16 protein-coding genes and 1 pseudogene are annotated in these 17,992 nt (G+C 56.4%); 9 read left to right on the top strand and 8 right to left on the bottom strand.

All coding sequences use genetic code 11. From position 1 onward, the window contains the following. Positions 1-184: 184 nt before the first annotated feature. On the top strand, positions 185-1,114 hold the full coding sequence (locus GF108_RS19595; protein ID WP_153670030.1) for a LysR family transcriptional regulator: 930 nt from the start codon (positions 185-187) through the stop codon (positions 1,112-1,114). 289 nt (positions 1,115-1,403) lie between these two features. Continuing rightward, on the top strand, positions 1,404-2,036 hold the full coding sequence (locus tag GF108_RS19590; protein ID WP_153670029.1) for a tyrosine-type recombinase/integrase: 633 nt from the start codon (positions 1,404-1,406) through the stop codon (positions 2,034-2,036). A gap of 192 nt (positions 2,037-2,228) precedes the next feature. On the opposite strand, the gene GF108_RS19585 is transcribed toward GF108_RS19590, so the two are convergent. From GF108_RS19585 to GF108_RS19575, 3 genes are all read right to left on the bottom strand, one after another. Continuing rightward, entirely contained in the window at positions 2,229-2,708 is a 480-nt protein-coding gene (locus GF108_RS19585; protein ID WP_153670028.1) for a cupin domain-containing protein, read from the bottom strand. A gap of 47 nt (positions 2,709-2,755) precedes the next feature. After that, positions 2,756-3,985, bottom strand: a complete 1,230-nt coding sequence (locus GF108_RS19580; protein WP_153670027.1) for a S9 family peptidase — start codon at positions 3,983-3,985, stop codon at positions 2,756-2,758. A 93-nt stretch (positions 3,986-4,078) separates the two neighbouring features. Beyond that, positions 4,079-5,425, bottom strand: a complete 1,347-nt coding sequence (locus GF108_RS19575; RefSeq protein WP_153670026.1) for an aspartate aminotransferase family protein — start codon at positions 5,423-5,425, stop codon at positions 4,079-4,081. A gap of 167 nt (positions 5,426-5,592) precedes the next feature. On the opposite strand from GF108_RS19575, the gene GF108_RS19570 reads away from it, so the two are divergent. The 6 genes and pseudogenes from GF108_RS19570 to GF108_RS19545 all read left to right on the top strand — a co-directional run bounded on the left by GF108_RS19570 (position 5,593) and on the right by GF108_RS19545 (position 11,285). Beyond that, positions 5,593-6,258, top strand: coding sequence for a TetR family transcriptional regulator C-terminal domain-containing protein (locus tag GF108_RS19570; RefSeq protein ID WP_153670025.1), 666 nt, complete (start codon positions 5,593-5,595; stop codon positions 6,256-6,258). Positions 6,259-6,445: 187 nt separating this feature from the next. After that, positions 6,446-7,261: a transporter substrate-binding domain-containing protein gene (locus GF108_RS19565; protein WP_246664033.1), complete on the top strand. Its 816-nt coding sequence runs from the start codon at positions 6,446-6,448 to the stop codon at positions 7,259-7,261. 1 nt (position 7,262) lies between these two features. Further along, a complete protein-coding gene (locus GF108_RS19560) occupies positions 7,263-8,288 on the top strand; it encodes an amino acid ABC transporter permease (protein ID WP_246664032.1) in 1,026 nt (341 codons plus the stop codon). A 22-nt stretch (positions 8,289-8,310) separates the two neighbouring features. Then, positions 8,311-9,438 (top strand): FAD-dependent oxidoreductase, encoded by a 1,128-nt coding sequence (locus tag GF108_RS19555; RefSeq protein ID WP_153670023.1) that lies wholly within the window; start codon positions 8,311-8,313, stop codon positions 9,436-9,438. A gap of 342 nt (positions 9,439-9,780) precedes the next feature. Then, a pseudogene (locus tag GF108_RS22800) lies at positions 9,781-9,878 on the top strand (integrase); the annotation flags it as partial. 924 nt (positions 9,879-10,802) lie between these two features. After that, a complete protein-coding gene (locus GF108_RS19545) occupies positions 10,803-11,285 on the top strand; it encodes a hypothetical protein (protein ID WP_153670022.1) in 483 nt (160 codons plus the stop codon). Between the two features lie 780 nt (positions 11,286-12,065). Here the strand turns inward: GF108_RS19545 and GF108_RS19540 are convergent. Together GF108_RS19540 and GF108_RS19535 are read right to left on the bottom strand one after the other, a co-directional pair. Next, positions 12,066-13,097, bottom strand: coding sequence for a hypothetical protein (locus GF108_RS19540; protein ID WP_153670021.1), 1,032 nt, complete (start codon positions 13,095-13,097; stop codon positions 12,066-12,068). 9 nt (positions 13,098-13,106) lie between these two features. After that, positions 13,107-13,490 carry a hypothetical protein gene (locus GF108_RS19535; protein WP_172982669.1) on the bottom strand — a complete coding sequence of 128 codons (384 nt, stop codon included), beginning with the start codon at positions 13,488-13,490 and terminating at the stop codon, positions 13,107-13,109. A gap of 301 nt (positions 13,491-13,791) precedes the next feature. On the opposite strand from GF108_RS19535, the gene mug reads away from it, so the two are divergent. Continuing rightward, the gene (mug, locus tag GF108_RS19530; protein WP_153670291.1) at positions 13,792-14,346 is read left to right on the top strand and encodes a G/U mismatch-specific DNA glycosylase; all 555 of its coding nucleotides are present in this window, start codon (positions 13,792-13,794) and stop codon (positions 14,344-14,346) included. Here mug and GF108_RS19525 read toward each other — a convergent pair. The 3 genes from GF108_RS19525 to GF108_RS19515 all read right to left on the bottom strand — a co-directional run bounded on the left by GF108_RS19525 (position 14,335) and on the right by GF108_RS19515 (position 17,925). Beyond that, positions 14,335-15,897, bottom strand: coding sequence for an MFS transporter (locus GF108_RS19525; protein WP_153670019.1), 1,563 nt, complete (start codon positions 15,895-15,897; stop codon positions 14,335-14,337). The two genes, mug and GF108_RS19525, sit on opposite strands and share 12 nt — an antisense overlap. Before the next feature lie 18 nt (positions 15,898-15,915). Then, positions 15,916-17,052 (bottom strand): HlyD family secretion protein, encoded by a 1,137-nt coding sequence (locus GF108_RS19520; protein ID WP_153670018.1) that lies wholly within the window; start codon positions 17,050-17,052, stop codon positions 15,916-15,918. A 225-nt stretch (positions 17,053-17,277) separates the two neighbouring features. After that, entirely contained in the window at positions 17,278-17,925 is a 648-nt protein-coding gene (locus GF108_RS19515) for a TetR/AcrR family transcriptional regulator (protein ID WP_153670017.1), read from the bottom strand. Positions 17,926-17,992: the final 67 nt, after the last annotated feature.

Below are 17,992 nucleotides of genomic sequence, written 5' to 3'. Positions count from 1 at the left end.
GGAGGCATCCTCCGACAGCCTCGATATGGGGTCGGCGGCGCCAGGCGGTGAGTGCGCAATCGCGGGCATCCGTGGTGCGAAAACGATCCACTTACGTGATCGAAGCAGCGACGGACATGCGCAATCCGGCCCAGTAGGGTAGACTGGCCTTCGGAAGCCGCCCCATGCGGCGCGGGAATGGACCATGATCGACTGGGATGACGTTCGCTACTTTCTTGCCGCCGCGCGTGGCGGCTCAGTGCGGGCTGCCGCCAAGAGCCTGGGAGTCAACCACTCGACCGTGCTTCGACGCATTGGTCAGCTCGAGGAGCATCTCGGGGCGCAAATGTTCGAAAAGTTGCCTTCGGGCTACCGCCTGACAGCCGCGGGCGAGGAGGTTCTCGAGTTCGCGAATCAGATGGAAGCCTCGTCGTACCATCTGGAAACGCGCGTCTTCGGGCGCGATCAGAGCGTACGCGGGCTTCTGCGTGTAACAATGCCTCCTTTCCTTGCGACACACCTGCTCATGCCGGATATCGCAGACTTTGCGCGTCTGCATCCGGACATCGAGATGGAGATCATATCGACCGGCGAGGTCGTGAATCTGACCAACCGGGAGGCGGATGTGGCGATCCGGATGGTCTCCGATCGCAAGACCCTGCCGCTCAATCTTCATGGCTTGAAAGGTCCGGATCTGCTCGCGGCTGTTTATATGTCCCGCGATAGACTGGCCGCGTGGCGTGCGGGTGCGCCGGATCCAGTCCGGCCCATCGTCATCGGCGGTCAGGCTGTTCCGGGCTGGGTCGACCAAGGCGAGTTTCGCGCGACAGGGGTTCCGTTCAGGACGCCGGACGCCGACGCCCAGATCGCTGCGGCAAGGCGCGGGATCGGTATGACCAAACTGCCCTGTTTCGTCGGAGATGCTGATCACCTGCTGGCGAGAGTTCCGGGCATCGATCTGAAATCTCCCGCCACGATCTGGCTTCTCACGCAGGGGGAGACACGCAAGACGAAGCGCGTGCGGCTTTTCACAGAGTTCATATCCCACCGACTCGCCGCGTACGCTCCGCTCCTCGCCGGGCGCGGACCATATCGCGCGGCTGACGTCCCGTGCCAAACGCCACTAATGAGCTAGGGAAACTGCTGTTGGAGATCTGCATTCCAAGGCGAACGGGCCGCGGAGTGGCCGCTTTCCATGAAATCGAAACGCACATGGTCCGCTCCCGGGTTTCAACAGCCCAAGAAGGGCTTGGATGGAATCCTGACGACCAAGTCGGGTGGCGCCGCTTCATAAGTGAGGCTGTGGGCTATTGGATGTCCGCTTCCTCGGTCAACCTTCCCCGATAGCGAACAGTCCGCAACCGGCCCCAACAGTGTTCTCATGAGTTGTTCTTGCGGCCAATGTTGGTCGAAGGAGAACAAAAATGGGCATTGCACAATATGATCCTAAGGCACTAGGACGTCCGGCATGGAACGCTGGCCAAAAGGTTGGCGTCAAGAAGCCGCTTAAACAGCGCCAGATTTGGGCGATCCGCTTCTTCCTCGACAGGGAGGGACGCATGAGAGATCGCGCCTTGTTTGATCTCGCGATCGACAGCAAGCTTCGTGGCTGCGATCTCGTTAAAATGAAGACGGGAACCCTCGTGACAGGAACGGAAATTCGAACCCGAGCCATGGTCGTTCAGCAAAAGACTGGCCGTCCGGTCCAGTTTGAAATCACGGCGGAGGTGAGGGCGAGCTTACTTGCATGGCTGGAGCGGCGAGGTGGAACTGTTGACGATTATGCCTTTCCCAGTCGAGTAGACCATGCAGATCATCTGAGCACTCGCCAATATGCCCGATTGGTCGACGAATGGGTGACCGCTATTGGTCTGCGACGCGAAGACTACGGCACGCACTCGCTTCGGCGCACCAAGGCCGCAATGATCTACAAGGCGACAGGCAATCTTCGCGCTATTCAAGTCCTGTTGGGGCACACCAAGATCGAAAACACGGTCAGGTACCTTGGTGTGGACATCGAGGATGCACTGGAGCTAGCGGAGCACACTGAGATCTGAGCGCGTGCGGCCCCGCTCACTGTGGGGCTGCACGTATTAATGGAATGTTTCCAATTTGAACGTTTGCAATTGAGCGGCTACGCGCCTTCGATGCAGACATTGTAACAAAATTGCAGAATGCCAAAAGCGGACGATCGAAAACATACCAGAAACTGACTCCTGTCAGAACCAAAGCGACTTGGGATCTAAAGCCTAAGTCGGTATGTCGGTAGGCTTCAGCGGTGCCCCAAGGAATTCCATCCCCCATTGCGCGCCGAAGCGGTTCAGCGCGGCCTTGTCGGGTATTCTGGTCGCCATGACTAACCCTAGCTCAGTAAAAAACGCGGCTGCATCCAAGGCAGGTGTGATGAGAACGTACTGCCGTGCCGGCTTGTGAGTGACATTTACAAATCCATGCTCGGCTCCGCCGGGAATGCTGACAACATCGCCCACCTCGGCGTAGAAGCGGCGTCCGTCGACCTCGTACAAGTAGCGCCCCTCCAGCACTCTGAATATTTCGGCCTCGCGATGTCGGTGTCGGGGTGGGCCAAAGCCAGGATCATTGATCGTCTCAATAATCGAGAAGGCGCCGTCGCTTGCAGAGGGTGGAAAGCGAACGTGAAGGACAAGTCCAATCGCGGGGATCGAGAGACCTGGTTCGGATGCATCGGAATGCCGAAATTCAATAGTCATGGGCGTACCTTCGTTTTCGTCAGCGAAAAGCGTCGCATGGTTGCAGTTTAACGCTTCAAAATGTGATGCAGCCAGTCGAAAATGCGCTGTTCGGTAAGTGCACGCGCCATCGGTTGGCAGTGAAAATTAGCGCCCTCCGCAGCTGTAAAAGATGAAAGCATTTTCTCGCCAGGCAGCATGGCAGCAAGCTGTTTGGCCTGACCCGGCCAGAACTGTTCGTCCTCCGGATCTGAGATGAACATCGGTGTCTGGATGCGACCAACGACCTCGGTCAGATTGTATTTCAAGACTTCCTGGAGTGTCTTGAAGTATCCGTCTTGCCGGTAAGGCCTGGCGCGGAAATTCCACATCCTGGGCGTGGCACCCGACAGTTTCATGCCGACGGACATCTCGATATCGAACAGCCGTTCGTTGCCTTCGGCAAGCAGCTTCTTCAGCCCTGAGGGCAGATGTTCTATCCAGGACGTCGAGACGTCGACGACACCAGGATCGACGACTGCTGCGGTAATTCGATGCTCGAACGCCAGTGCACGCGGTACCCAGTAACCGGCTTGGCTCACACCGTATATAGCAAGGCGATGCGAACCGACGTCGTCTCGTCCGAGAAGGAAATCAACCACAGGTGTAATTACTGCCTCCCAATCGAAACGGAAGGGCACGTCCTTTTCGAACAGGAGCGACTGCTGGCCTGGCCCGTCGAACATCAGGACCGTGTAGCCTCGAGCCAGGGCAGCCTTGGCACAACCCCAGAGGCCGCTGAGTGTGCCGTCACTACCATTCACGAGAATTATGCAGCATTTCAACTCCTTCCCAGTTGGCTTGAAGAGATACCCTGGCAAGGTCATCCCCTCATAGGGAATTTCCACTCGCTCCGTGTTTATCGATGTTGCGTCGATGAAATTGTCCCAGGCCTCGCGATGCAGCCGGAAAACCGGTACCAGTAGCTGATCACTTTCTAGTCGGTCTATGCAGCCAAGAGCGACACCGTAATATGTCGAGGCGCGCAAATAAGCATCGGCTGCACTGATATGATGACCACCTGCTACACTTTCATCTGCAATCGCCCGGACCCGATCGCCGAGTGCGATCCATCGCTCGAACCAATCCTGAGGTTCTCCCTGGTCGGCCTCTGCGATAGTAGACAGAATCTCTCCCGTATCCGCGGCGCCTGAAGTCACCTTTCCAAGGGTGGTGCGAACCTCGAAGTCGAGATCGGGATCCGTGTAAAATCCTGAGCTAAAAATACGATTGGGATGCGAAAACGGGTTTCCGATCATTCACTCCTCCTCGAATTCCGGAGAGTCGAGTTTCTCAGGTTCAGTGGAATGCTCAAGGGTATGAGAGCATTCCCATCGCAACTCTTTACAATCTCAGCTGACGGATTCCACGGCGCTGATTATAGAGCTCGTCAACGTATCGACAAGTTCACTCAGCTCGTCATCGCTTGCGTTGTAGGGCGGAGCGACAATCACCGTGTCGCCGCTGATTCCATCGACATTGCCCGCACAGGGATAAACGATCAGGCCACGCTCAAAGGCGGTCGAACCGATGCGGGCGTGAAGCTGCAGCTGATGGTCGAACGGCACCTTGGTTGCTGGATCGGCGACAAGTTCAATGCCGATGAAATACCCTCTTCCCCTGATGTCGCCAACCTCCGGGATATGCCGCATGGCTGCGCGCAGCTCATCCTGCAGGCGCGCACCACGGGTCGCGACATGTTCAATGAGGCCCTCGCGCTGGATCAGTTTTTGGACCGCGAGACCCGCGGCGCAGGCAGCGGTGTGGCCAGTGAAAGTATGGCCGGTCTGGGGTCCCCCATGGACCTGGTCGATGGCATCAGCAATCTTACGGCTGTAAAGTGTTGCGCCGAGCGGAATATAGCCTGCCGCAAGACCCTTGGCGATCGCCATGATATCTGGACGGACGCCCTCTGGCTCCAGCGCCCGGAATGTTCCGACGCGGCCAGAGCCGCACATCACCTCGTCTGCAATCAGCAGCACGTTGTGTCGATCACAGATGTTGCGGATCGCTTGGGCGTATCCAGCCGGCGCGGGAACAACGCCGCCAGCGGCGCCGACGACGGGCTCGAAGATAAAAGCCGCGACGTTGTCGGCACCAATGCGAAGAATTTCCGCCTCCAGCTCATCAGCGAGATAATGAGCGAGCCCTTCCGAGGTCACGCCAGCCGCCCGTCGATAGTCGTTGGCCGCGGAGACGAATGAAACGTCTAGCAGGCTCCCCTCGAAGGATGCGCGGCGTGACTTGAAGTCGGAGACAGAAAGGGCACCGAGCGTGTTGCCGTGCCAGGAGCGACGGCGGGCGATAAAGCGGCGCTTTTTTGGCTGCCCTACCGCGGACCAGAACTGCAGTGCGATTTTAAGACAGGATTCCACGGCCTCCGAGCCACTTGAGACAAAGATCACTCTTTCGAAGCAGTCATTGGTCTTGCGCAGCACGAGCTCCTGGAGTTCGTCGGAAGCGTCGCTGGTGAACGTGTAACGGTAGGCATGCGCAATTTGATCCATCTGCGTCCGGATAGCCGAGTTGACTTCCTCGTTGGCGTGACCGATCGCATAGACCGCCGGACCGCCGGAGCCATCGAGATAACGCTTGCCATCGACGTCATAAACGTAAGAGCCTCGGCCATACGCGATGCGCGGCATTTGCTCGACACCAAAACTGCTGACGGTTGGCTTCAAATTGGATCGAATGGACATTGCATTTCCTCTCATGCTCTCGCCGGATTGCAGCCGGCAGTGCTCAACAAGGCCGGGTGTTCGAACACCGTGGCCAAAACAAACTGCAAACGACGTCAGGCTGGCAAATCGTCCGTCCGCTTGGTATGAGCTAACAGAAACTGAACTATCGTTCAATAGTAGACGCATTGGAAGGCTGGCTTGAAATGGACCGACAAAACAAATTCGAAAGAAAGCTGCCAGACGACCGTCGTCGAATTCTGATCGAGGCGACGCTGAAGTGCCTGTCAGAGGAAGGCTGGGAGGGTCTTTCGGTTCGCAAAATCAGTGCCGCCGCCGGTATCTCGATCGGCCTCATTAATCATCACTACGAAAGCAAAGAACAGTTGGTTGTCCAGGCCTATGAGAGCTTGACGATGTCGCTGCTCGACGTCGCCCGGGATGCGGTTGAAACGGCTGGGAGCGGCGCTCGAGAGCAGGTGAGCGCAATGATAGGATCCTTGCTAGCCGCCCCTATGTTCGACCCGGGTACGCTCCGATGCTGGTTGGTGTTCTGGGGTATGATGAAGAAGGGTAACGTCTTCAGGGACGTTCACGACCGCACCTATGGCGAGTATCGCACCTTTGTCGAGGACCTCCTAAGCCGCCTTGCAACAGAGCGGGCGGTACCGCTGCTGGACGTCCGGCTCGCAGCCATTGGCCTGCTCGCGTTGATCGATGGCCTCTGGATCGAATGGTGTCTGAACGACGAGACATTCAGCAATGCCGAGGCCGTCCGGCTGTGCGAAACCTGGATCGATTCCCTGATCCTGCGAACGACGCCTGGCAGACCACCGTTGTTGAACGATCGTTAAGTTTCTCGTTGACAAGCGGTCGCATTTTTCTATTCTTCGTATTGTAGCGATCGGCATAGGCCGGTTGTGGGTCGGCTAGTACGCTTCGTCGCACTCGACTGAGATCAATCTTTCAAAACGGACGCCTCAAGCGCCCGAGCGACGGTTGATGCGCGCAGGCAGGGGCGAGCATATGAGGGGAATGGACATGCGCAGATTTGCATTGACGATAGCATTGATGACCCTCGTCGCGCCGGCCTTTGCCGGGGGGACGCTGGACCGGGTAATGGGCAGCAAGATACTGACCATGTCGTCGGACGCGGAATATCCGCCGCAATCCTTCCTCAACGACAAGAACGAGATGGATGGTTTCGACATCGACGTCGGCAAGGAGATCGCAAGACGTCTGGGTGTTGCGCTGAAAATCGTGACGCCGGGATGGGATGTCATCACCGCTGGCGGGTGGGCCGGTCGCTGGGACGTTTCCATCGGTTCAATGGCGGCGACGCCGGAGCGTGCGAAAGTCTTGAATTTTCCGGCTATCTATTACTTCACGCCAGCATCGTTCGCGGCCCACAAGGACTCCAACATCACTACAATTGGCGAGTTGAATGACAGGGTAATCGGTGTCTGCACGGGCTGCAGCTATGAATCCTATTTGCAAAAGAATCTGAAACTCGATGCGCCTGGGGTTCCCCCGTTCACCTATCAGGTGACGGCGAAAGAGATCAAATCCTACGAGACCGACACCAACGCATACGACGACCTTAGGCTCGGCCAGGGCGTGCGGCTCGAAGCCGTGCTGTCCGCGCTGCCGACACTGCGCGAAGCGATAAAAAAGGGGTATCCGATGAAGGTGATTGGCGATCCTGTGTTCTACGAGCCGCTGGCTGTCGCGACAGACAAGGGTGATCCTGAGTTCGATGCAAAGATCACCGAGGCTGTCGACGCCATGCGAAAGGACGGTGCGCTAAAGGCGCTGTCGGAGAAATGGTATGGCGTCGATCTGACTTCGGTGAAGTAATATGAGCATGGCTACGGGTCTGGCGACGGCGCGCCGAGAAGTGCACTGGCGCGAAATCAGGCCATCTCCAGGCGAGGCCGTTGTGGTTCTCGTGTTGGCAATGGCGCTTGCCGCACTGGGACTCGGCGATACGAACCTCGGGGCGCTAGTTGCTCCGTTGATCGGCGCTGGGCCCGGTAGCAACGCCGGGCTTCTGCTCGATGCCATGACCGGTTTGCTGATTGCTGGGGCGGTCTGGGCGAATCTGATTTTGCTTAGGCTCCTGCCCTTCACGGTCCAGGTCGGTGTGATCTGGATTGAGCTTGTCCTGCTGTTTGTGGCCTTCATCGGCAGTTTTGACCGGGACTTCGGAGTCTGGTTCCAGGTCAACGAGTCAGGCACGTCCAATATTGCCTTTCTGATAACCACGGGCGCCGTGACAACACTTTATGTTTCGCTGATCTCGATCATCTTCGCATCCTTCCTAGCCATGGCAGCGGCACTGGGGCGTCTCTCCAATAACGGCGCCGCCTATGGCGCCGCGGCTTTCTACATCTCCTTCTTTCGTGGCACGCCGCTCTTGCTACAGGTCTACGTGATCTATATCGGCCTGCCGCAACTCGGTCCCCAGTTCGCGCTTGATGCGGTACCCTCAGGCGTGTTGGCGCTCTCGCTCTGCTACGGCGCCTACATGGCAGAAATTTTTCGCGCCGGAATTCTCGGCGTGCCGCGAGGCCAGTCCGAAGCGGCGCTGGCGCTCGGACTGCCATCCGGGCTGATATTTCGCAAGATCGTCTTTCCCCAGGCAATGCGGCTGATCGTGCCACCCACGGGCAACCAGTTCATCGCGATGCTGAAAGATTCCGCCCTCGTCTCCGTCATGGGTGTCTGGGAATTGACCAAAACAGCACAGATCGTCGGCAAGCGTGACTTTAAGGTCTTCGAGATGCTGATCGCTGCGGCGCTTGTCTACTGGGTCATGTCCATCTGTCTTGAGCTCATACAATCACGCCTTGAAAGCTACTTTGGCAAAGGTAGCGAACGCTAACATCATTGAACGAGTAGACCGCATGACCTATGACATCATCATCGTCGGCGCCGGTATTTTCGGCCTCTCGACTGCTTACGAACTTGCGCGACGCGGACGTCGGGTCCTTGCAATCGACAGGTTCGGCAGCGGTCATCCAGCAACCTCCTCGACCGGCGCATCACGCAGCATTCGCATCGCCTATGATCATCCCTTCTATGTCGATCTGGCGCTCGAGGCGATAGACAGCTGGCATCGGCTGGAAAGCGAGACTGGACGGAAGATCCTTCATCTGACCGGCCAGATCGACATCGGACCTGAAGGCAAACTCGAAGACCTGGCGCGCACCGTTCGCTCCGCCGGAGCAGCGATCGAGAGTGTCGATTCAGCCGAAGTCCACCGACTTTTCCCAGAGATCGTGCTGGCTACGGGAGAGGTTGCACTCTTTCAGCGCCAGGCGGGAACGGTACTTGCGGACGCGGGCATGGCAGCACTCCTTCTTGCGGCCCAGCGTGCTGGCGTAACCTATCTCGCACCCATGCGGGTCACAAGGATCGAGATGGGCGAGACCGTGGTCAAGGTCCATACCGAGGGTCGACGCTTCGAGGCGGCGCAAGTGGTCGTGGCCGCGGGTCCCTGGGCCAAGGAACTTCTCGGCGAAGCCGGATTGAACCTTCCGCTCGCGCCGGCCGTGGCGCAGGTCACCTTTCTCGACGCGCCACTCCTCGTCGATCGCCCTGGGATCGCGGAATGGAGATCAAATGGCGAGACCGGCATCTACGGCCACCCTGTGCCGGGCATCGGCTACAAGATTGCCTTCGACGCGGGCGCCGAGGGATGGCAGCCCGACGTCGAGGAATGGCAGCCCGATCTTATAGAGGAGAAGCGCATCCTGAATTGGCTTACCCGGCGCATGCCGTCGGTGGCACCAAAAGTCAGCCGTACACAGCGGCATCCCTGGACGATGACGCCCGACGTCGATTTTATCGTCGACCGCCACGGTCCGATCATTGTAGCCTGCGGCTGCTCCGGTCATGCTTTTAAGTTCGGCCCGGCGCTCGGGCGCATGGTCTCCGACATCGTCGAAGGCGGCGACGCACCATCCATTACGCGCCTCGACCGACCCGGCCTAAAGCAAAGCGTGTCGGCCAGCGCACCGATCACGCGATGACGTCTGGGCTGTTCCTAGACAACTCTATACGAGCCGGCAGCAGCGTCGCGCGCTGGAGCGCAGGAGCGATCGCGATGAAGTAAGCGGCTATAGCCCGGCCGCTGAACGAACGATAACGCGCGTTCCGGACGTCGCTGGGGTCTGAGCTAACCGGAGGCTTTCAGGAACAGGCTGCGGGGATCTGAGCGTCAGAAATGGGGTCGGTTGCCGTACGGCGGCTTACTCAGTTTTTCGGACAGAACCGGACCGTCAGCAGACGGCCCCAACAGTGTTCTCATGAGTTGTTCTTGCGGCCAATGTTGGTCGAAGGAGAACGAAAATGGGCATTGCACAATATGATCCTTCCTCGACAGGGAGGGACGCATGAGAGATCGTGCCTTGTTTGATCTCGCGATCGACAGCAGCTCCGTGGTTGCGATCTCGTCAAAATGAAGACGGGAAGCCGTAATCGTGCATGACCGGCGCGTTCTGGATCAGGCCCTAGCTGTCCGCGTGAACGCGCAGAAATCCGGCACTTCCTTTAGATGCGCTCGTGCGGAATCGCGCTGGTCTCATCCATCACCAGGATCGAGCCACTGCGGGAGAAATTGGTGACAGGGCGCAAGCCACCAACCTGCCGGCGTGTCCTTTAACTGGTGCCAAACGTTCCACTCCGTAATGTTGCAATCCTTGAACCATAGAATGAAACTATCTCGTACCTGACTGAGCGTCGATCGAGACTCAAATCGAACGTTGTGGCTGGGCAGGAAGCACGTTATTGGGCATCTCCCGAGAATGTTGGTTGGAAGTTAACTTCGATCTCGATATGGCTTAGTCGGGATCGCACTAGGGGCACAAAATGGGTGAAACAACAAATTCCGACGGCAGACAACTTGTGCCGGCATTGCGGTTTAAGCAATGGCTCGATGAGTGGAACTCTTATGATTTCGATCCCTTACTACACCGCAGGAAGCCTGACCAACACATTTACGTTTTTACGATGTGGGCCGCTGAGCTTCGGCGCCTTTGCGATGTATATCGCCGGAAAAGAGACGGTTCAAACGTAGAGGGCATTCAAAGAATCCGCGATGAAAGCCGCACTATGTGCATTGAAATATTCAACGACGCTTCACGGCTCGGGACCGTTGAGGCGAGGTGGACTAAATTGAGCGCTGAGACCTCGGGCAGATAGCGCACAGACCGGTCGGTCTCGCGCACGAGTTCGTACCGCTGCCCTGTACGCCTTTAGCACAATGTCACCGGTGGAATTGTGACTTCCTATCAGTATTCCGCGCGTTTCTGCATGATTACCTGTTCTGTCCTTGCCAAAGATCGGCCGGCAGCAAATCCTAGCGTATTAGATATCGAAAGTGCTGTCGATGAGAATGGTGTCGATCGAGAGAAATAACGACCCGGACGAAGCTCCATCCTGGTGCTTGGTGCGCTACACTGACGCCCGACGATTAATCAATGATATGCTCAATACCTTTCCACCGCATTCTAAACTGGGCTTGAGTATTGTCGATGAAGCTGGAAATTTCGGCATAGCCCATGACACACAGGCGGATGCTATTCTGGTGTATGCAGCCGCTTATCTGATAGGCGACCATGCTCACTCTCTTGCCTATGATTGGCAGGAAGCCGTTATAGGACCTCTTTTATCCCTAGCATTTCAGTCCTGGGCTCACGATGTTCCAGATGGTCGAGCGTTCTGCGATCTCGAATTCAAATCAGGGGAGGTGAGACGGGTATATGTCAATAATCACGTTAATCCCTCGGAAACCCGCCAACTTATCATCGAGAGTGCGCGCAGCCTCATCATGACCCATCGCAATCATCTAAATCGACAATCGCGAACGAACCTTTGACATTCATTATAAGCGTCTTAGGCGGCTCGCTGTTTTGTCGGTAAGGGAGCAGTTTGGGCGCATTTTTGACCGCCCGACTGAAGCGAGCATGGCAGCACTTCACGTAGGTCTATTCCGCAGTCGCGGCGGCAGCCCCCGACAGTGGACCTTAACTGCCAGCCCACTCAACCTTGCCTGGATCAAGAGACGTGATGAAGTCGCCGCGAGCGCAGTTTGATGCCGAGCTTGTGAGGGTTAAGAAAAATTTTTACCAAAACACCGGATGATCCTTGCACGGATTTGTTCAGGAATCCTCGACAGTTAATTTGTCGACGGACACAGTCCTCTGGAAAAGCTTTGCAGCAAATTACACCCAATCTGAAAATTGGGTGTAATTGACTGCAGAACATGGTGGCAGGATCTGCCGACAGCAATGCGCTCGGAGCGGCAAAGTGACTCACCTGTGCGCTAGATCCTGAGTGGCAGCCGCGCCCATGACCACCGGTGCAAGAATCTGATCCGCCAAGACAGTTTGGCAGTTCATTTGGCGATACGGCGCACTGTTTTGTCTTTTGAGGCACACATTGGGTGAGATTCGACCATACTATGTGTCGTTTGATACATGCTATCAACTAACCCATTGTTGGCCGCATCGGCCCTAAAACATCAATAAAATCAATGCGCCTTTTCGAGGATTGCCTCACTATTAACCGTTTCAACCACAACAGTCCGCCTCAGTATCCGCGACCTCGGCATAGGGGCAAAATAGGCACACAAAAAAACCCGGCAGAGCCGGGCGGTTTAGCAATGAGATAATATTAGATCCAGGGAATTTCGGATCTCAAATAATAGCGTGATTTTACAATGTCCGGTTCGAAGGCGGGTTCGATACCATGCTCGCGACATTTCTTGACGACCTCTTTGCATGGAGTCCGAGACGGGTCCGATCTCGAAAGATCCGATATATTTGCGCTGAAATTCTTCCACATCCCTGGGAGCGACCAATGGGCGGACATAACCGGTTTTGGCATTCTTGTGCATCGTTGACGCAAGAAACCCGTGCCTGATCAGGGCCCGGACAGAAACACTGTTTGCGCCGAGGACACTATTCAGTTCAAGAGCGGTATAGCCCCGAGTTTCAGCTTCATGCAGCAGTGCGACGATCTCGTCTGACTTCACTAGAACGCTCAGAAAGCCGCGTGAGCTTTTAAGAAACCGGACATTCTTAAGTCTCCCCGCGAACAGGAGCTCGACGACTTCGACGACGGATGCGAACGACTGAAAAGCTGCGCCTGGAATATCGCTAAACCCTTCCTCCAACTGGTCGACGGGCAATGCATCCTGAAGAAGCTTGTTAAGGAATTGGTCCAGAACCTCCTTCTCGAAAAGGTGATGTCCGAGAGCATCGCCGCGACGTATGATGGGGGCCAGAAACCCGGACTTCATCATGCCCTGCTCGTGAGGGCGGGGGAGGTTGAGGTATTCCAGGGCCTCATCCTTCGAGACAGATCCGCGGATACGTCCGATATACGCATCAAACTTCTTTGCGTCGAAAAGGATGGTATTCTGGCTTTTTCGCACCTCAGTTTCCTCCACAAGCCCCGAGGCGACGGTCAGCTTCCGTGTCAACTTATGCGACAGTTCAAATTCGTCCGACGCCGTACGGATCGAATGCCACTTTCTGGGACGCGTGACCGTCCCGAACATTTCGTCCCCCGGCCCAAGCGGCAGGTTCTGCAGAGCGTACTCTTGCAGACGATCGTAGAATGGTTCGAAACCATCGTTCTCCGATTTTGTGTAGTACTTGCTCCACAAGAACCCGAATACATTCATGCCCGTCGGTTACAGGTTCTTGCGGGTACACTCCCTTTTCAATTCGTCGCACAGGTCGTTCAATCCGGACTCGGTTTGCAGCAACTGAAAGCCGCTCTGCGTGCAAGAATGAAGCTCCCGCTCGCTCAGTGATTGCGTTCCTCCTTGTGCAACTCGCGCCGCGGCAACGCCGACCATCTCACAGACGCGCATAGCGGCGTCCACGCGTACATCGTTCAGCCAGTGATCAATTCCGGCAACTCCGGCAAGCCGCGACAGAAGGTAGGTTTCCGCTTCAGAAAACTGCTGTTCTCCCGACGAAGTCTTGAGCTCGTCGAGGCCTGCGATCGTTGGCTCGATCACGGAGACGAAATCCTGGGCCAGCCGAAACGGCTGATTGCGGGAAACGGTCACAAGTTCAACTGAATGTCGCTGGCAAGTCCGGATTCCGGTCAAACCCCATTCGCCACGCAAGTATGGCCAATTGCAGGATCGGATCGCCGAACTCAACCATGGCGGCTGCAGTGACTTCAGTTGGGTCGAAACTATTGATGAAACTATGGTATCGTCGCAATGTCCTTCCACCTTAGTCATTTGTTCACATCGACAAGTGCATTTGGCCGCAGCTGTCTTCGATTGCGGCTGCGCGGGTCGCTGTCGGTGGCTCGATGAAAAATTGAAGTGCTTGGTCGGAAGGTTGAGTAGAGAAGCTCGAATGCGGGGTCGTGTGATTGCATCTGAAAGTTGTCCGAATGATCCGGAACAGCCGAAAGCTCGACTGGCCGATGTCCTGGCACCCGGGCTTGCTGTTGTTTTCTGTGGTTTGAATCCAGCGGTCTCTGCGGTTCGGGACGGGCATAACTTCTCTAACCCGAGTAATCGTTTTTGGCGTGCGTTGCACCTCGCGGGGTTCACGCCACGGCTATTGCGAGCCGACGAAGAGTGCGACCTATTGCGATATGGTTGCGGTCTGACGACCGCAGTTTCACGCGCTACCACAAGCGCAAGCGAGCTCAGGGCTCAGGACTATATTGACGCCGTCCCAGAGTTGGAGGTCAAGATACGGACGTTTGCGCCGGCCAACCTGGCGTTTCTGGGCAAAGCGGCATACGCCGCTATCAGCCGTCGAGGAGATGTCGAGTGGGGCAGGCAGCCCGAAAAGTTTGCCGGCGCCGCAGTATGGCTGCTACCCAATCCGAGCGGCCTTAACAGAGCCTTCAACCTGCCGGCATTGTCCGAACGCTACCGCGAGCTTCGACTACAGCTCTAGCCGTAATCGGGATGGCTTTCCTCCCGGCGTTCGCGTGAGAGGATGCCGCGGAGAGGGTGCCATAAGCGCCACGGCGAACAGGCCCACAATTGCTGCTAAAAACGCAACCCAAAAGCCATCGATGTAGGCTTGCACATTGGCCTCTCGCTGGATGACGCTTGCCAATACTCCAATACTGCGCTTCGCAGCATCGAATTGAGTGCCGCCCGTTCCTGGACCCACTCTGCCGCTAGTGACATGCAGCCCGATAAGATAGGAATGCAGTTGCTCACGCTGTCTGATCCAGGTCGCCATACTCGTTCCCGCGACCTCCGAACAAATCAGCCGCAAGACTTGCACATAGGCGGTAACGACCACGGCACGGGCCGGATTGGCGTTGCTGAATATTGTTGTCACAGCTGCGAGGAAAACGACTTCTTCCGCCACGGTCTGCAGCACAACGATTGGTTCGAACTCCTGCAACGACCAAAGGCTGGTCATCGAAGTTCCAAGCCAACAGGAAAACGCGAAACAGGCGAACCCGGCAATCATGGAAAGACGTGGGCCAACTGTCCTTACGAGGAATACGGCCGCGACTGTGGCGCACATGAGTAGCATGGCGGCATAAGGATCGGAAAAGTCACCAATCTGTTCAGGGCGCAAATGGGCGACCGAGATAAGGAAGTTGGGGGCTAGCAGCGAGCTGGCAAGGCTCGCAACCATGAACGAGAATATCGCCGCGAAACTCAGCGCGATGTTCCTGGAAAACATCGTGGAGAAATGTGCCCATGGGACTTTGACAACGGTTTCGTTCAGGACAAATGCGACTGCCAGAAAAGCCGAGGCGATTAGCATCGAGACGATGAAGCCCGATCGGAACCAGTCCAGGCGATTGCCCTGGTCCAATGCCACATAGAGCATCGTCAAGGATGTTCCGAAGAGCGCCATGCCACCCCAATCTGCGCGTCCCAGGGAATCCCGATCTGTTGCCACCGGTTTGGCACCGAACCAGACCAGGACACCGATCGCAGGTGCGATGATGGCGCCTTGCCAGTAGAGCCATTGCCAGCCTATGGTTTGAGAATAACTTCCGGCGGTGTAGACGCCCAGGTTTTGTGAGAAGGGGACCCTCATAACGTAGAACGCAAGCGCCACGATCCAGTATCTGCTGTCGAGATTGCGAAAGGCCGTCAAAAGTGTTGCACCGACAAAAATCCCAAGCAAAACCGCTCTGGCTGCATGCAACAGCATCAGGACTTCGAAGTTCTGGGAGCACGGGATAAGAACCGATATGGCAGAATAGAGGAGCGTCGGAGCAACCATCACCCTTCTGACGCCGAAGACGGCAATCAGCCAACCCACGCAGGGAGCGACAAGTATCTGAGGCGCGGTGGCGAACGTGCTCAACCACGAACCCTCATCAAAGCTAAGCCCGAAAGCACCACGCAGATCGGGAAGTCCGACGCTTACTGCGCGGACATCGAAAGCTGTGAGAAACGCCGCCATGAGCAACCCGACGGCCACCAATGATGGTCGCGAACGTTCGCGCTCTACCAAGACATTGTCAGACATAATGGGATCCTCTCAGTCTTACCGAGTCACAATGCTGGTAACGACTGACATACCGGGACGAAGCCGTGCGAAAGTCCGCTGACTGGGATCGAGCTCAACACGAACACTCAGTCTCTGCGCGACTTTTGTGAAGTTGCCGGATGCGTTGTCAGCAGGCAACAGTGCGAAGGTCGACCCACTTGCCGGCGCAATCTTCGAAACTGTGCCACGGAGATTTTCTCCTGGAAACATATCGACCGAGACGTCGACGGATTGCCCTTCACGGACGTTCGCCAACTGATTTTCCTTGAAATTCGCCAGGACATAAACGTGCGGGAGTGGGACGAGGGAGATCATGTTCGTCCCAGCGGTTACATACATGCCGAGTTGAACGTTCCGTTTTGCAACGACACCATCAAAAGGCGCCCGCACATAGCAATGGCTCAGCTCAAGCTCTGCTTCGGCCAGTTCCGCTTCCGCGGTGTCGACATTCGCACGTGCCCCGTCTCGCAGCTTCGCCAGGACATCGAGCTGTGCTTGCTGTGCAGCAACGGACGCTTGGCTCATTTTAAGGTTGGCGAGCGCCCGATGGTGAGCCGCCGTTGCCTTTTCAAGATTTTGGGCAGAGCTGGTGCCATCCACGGCCAGTCTGGCCTGACGTTCCAGCTCTTTTCCTGTTTGCACTTCATCGGCGGTCGCCGCTTGCTCCTGAGCAACAGCTACATCAATCTGAGCAAGTTGAAAGGTGCGCTGGCTGGCATTGTTCTGGAGCTGCGCGCGGGCGGCTTCAACCTTGGCCTGCGACGAGCGCACGGCGACCGCGTATGGCGCACGATCGATCAGGAACAGCATGTCCCCTGCTTTCACTTTTGCATAATCGGAGATTGAAACAGCTTCCACCGTGCCGCTGATGCGAGCACTTACGGTTGACATATCCGCATAAACTGCCGCGTCGTTTGTCGATTGAACTGATCGGTTTGCGATGACTGAGTCCCAGTTCGACGTCGCGCCAACCACAGCTGATATCGCGATCAGGATTGCAGACGTTGGTATCAGCAGTGCCTTGGCACGAGACAGTAAAGTTCCCGTCTGCTGAGTTGAAGGCGCCAATGCCGTTACATTTGTTGGATTGGCAGACCGGACATCCAACTGTTTGGTTTTGTTCAACCAAGCCATTTTCTTCATCCATTTTATAGGACCAAAAGGTCCACCTCGGCCATTTGTTTCAACCGCTCAGATTTCGGCGTATTGAGAATCGACGGATTTGCTTCCGGCCACAAACGAAGCGTAACGCATATAAACGGTACGTATCGTTTCGTCAATGGTAAAGCCGACAATTAATGGTGCCAGCCCGGAAGCAAGCAATTTGGTATTGCGCCAGTCTCTAACGAGGCGAGATGGTCACGGGGTCAAGGATGAAACGTGGTCCCCGGCCTGAACAGAGGGGGCGCGGACTTGCGCCGACAGAGCGATCTGCGTCATGGCTGATAGGGTAGGGCCGTCCGCGTCGAGTTCGTCAGTCAAAAGGCGAAACCAGCTGTAACCGACCCAGAGAGCAAGCTTGTCCTCTATTTCGTCAGTGCTTATCTCGTTGCGGGCTGCGGCGGTTGTGAGTATTCGTTTGACGTCAGCTGTGCGTTCCGGGAGAAACCTCTCACGCAGCGCCGCCAGGGCTTCTTTCGTGCCTTGGGCTTCGGAGATCAGTCCTCGCAAGGCAGCACCAGCAGAATTTGAACGCCAGAAATGCCACAGGCTGGTTGTATATCGCACGAGATCCTCGACCAGGCTGCCCGTATCAGGAACGGTCACGAAAGTTGTTCGTTCAGCGGTGTATATGGCAATGAACAGATCCGCTTTGGTCGGGTACCAACGATAAATCGTTGTCTTTCCCGCGCCAGCTCGTCGCGCTACTTCATCGACAGAAAAGCCAGCGTAGCCTTTTTCCTTGATCAAGCCCTTGGCCGCCGCGAGAACAGCTGACTCAGCTTCAGGGTTGCGGCGAGACCCAATGGAGGTTCGCCTTTGGACACGACGTGGTTTGGTTGTCATGCAATAGGCCTAGCGCAATGGCTGCGCCTGATCAACCGGGCCAGCAAAACCTGAGTATGGCCGGACT

Source organism: Phyllobacterium sp. SYP-B3895, assembly GCF_009647635.1.
GTDB classification, from domain to species: Bacteria; Pseudomonadota; Alphaproteobacteria; order Rhizobiales; family Rhizobiaceae; genus Phyllobacterium; species Phyllobacterium pellucidum.
The sequence above is the reverse complement of the archived record's forward strand: the minus strand, read 5'-3'. Positions and strand labels throughout refer to the sequence as shown.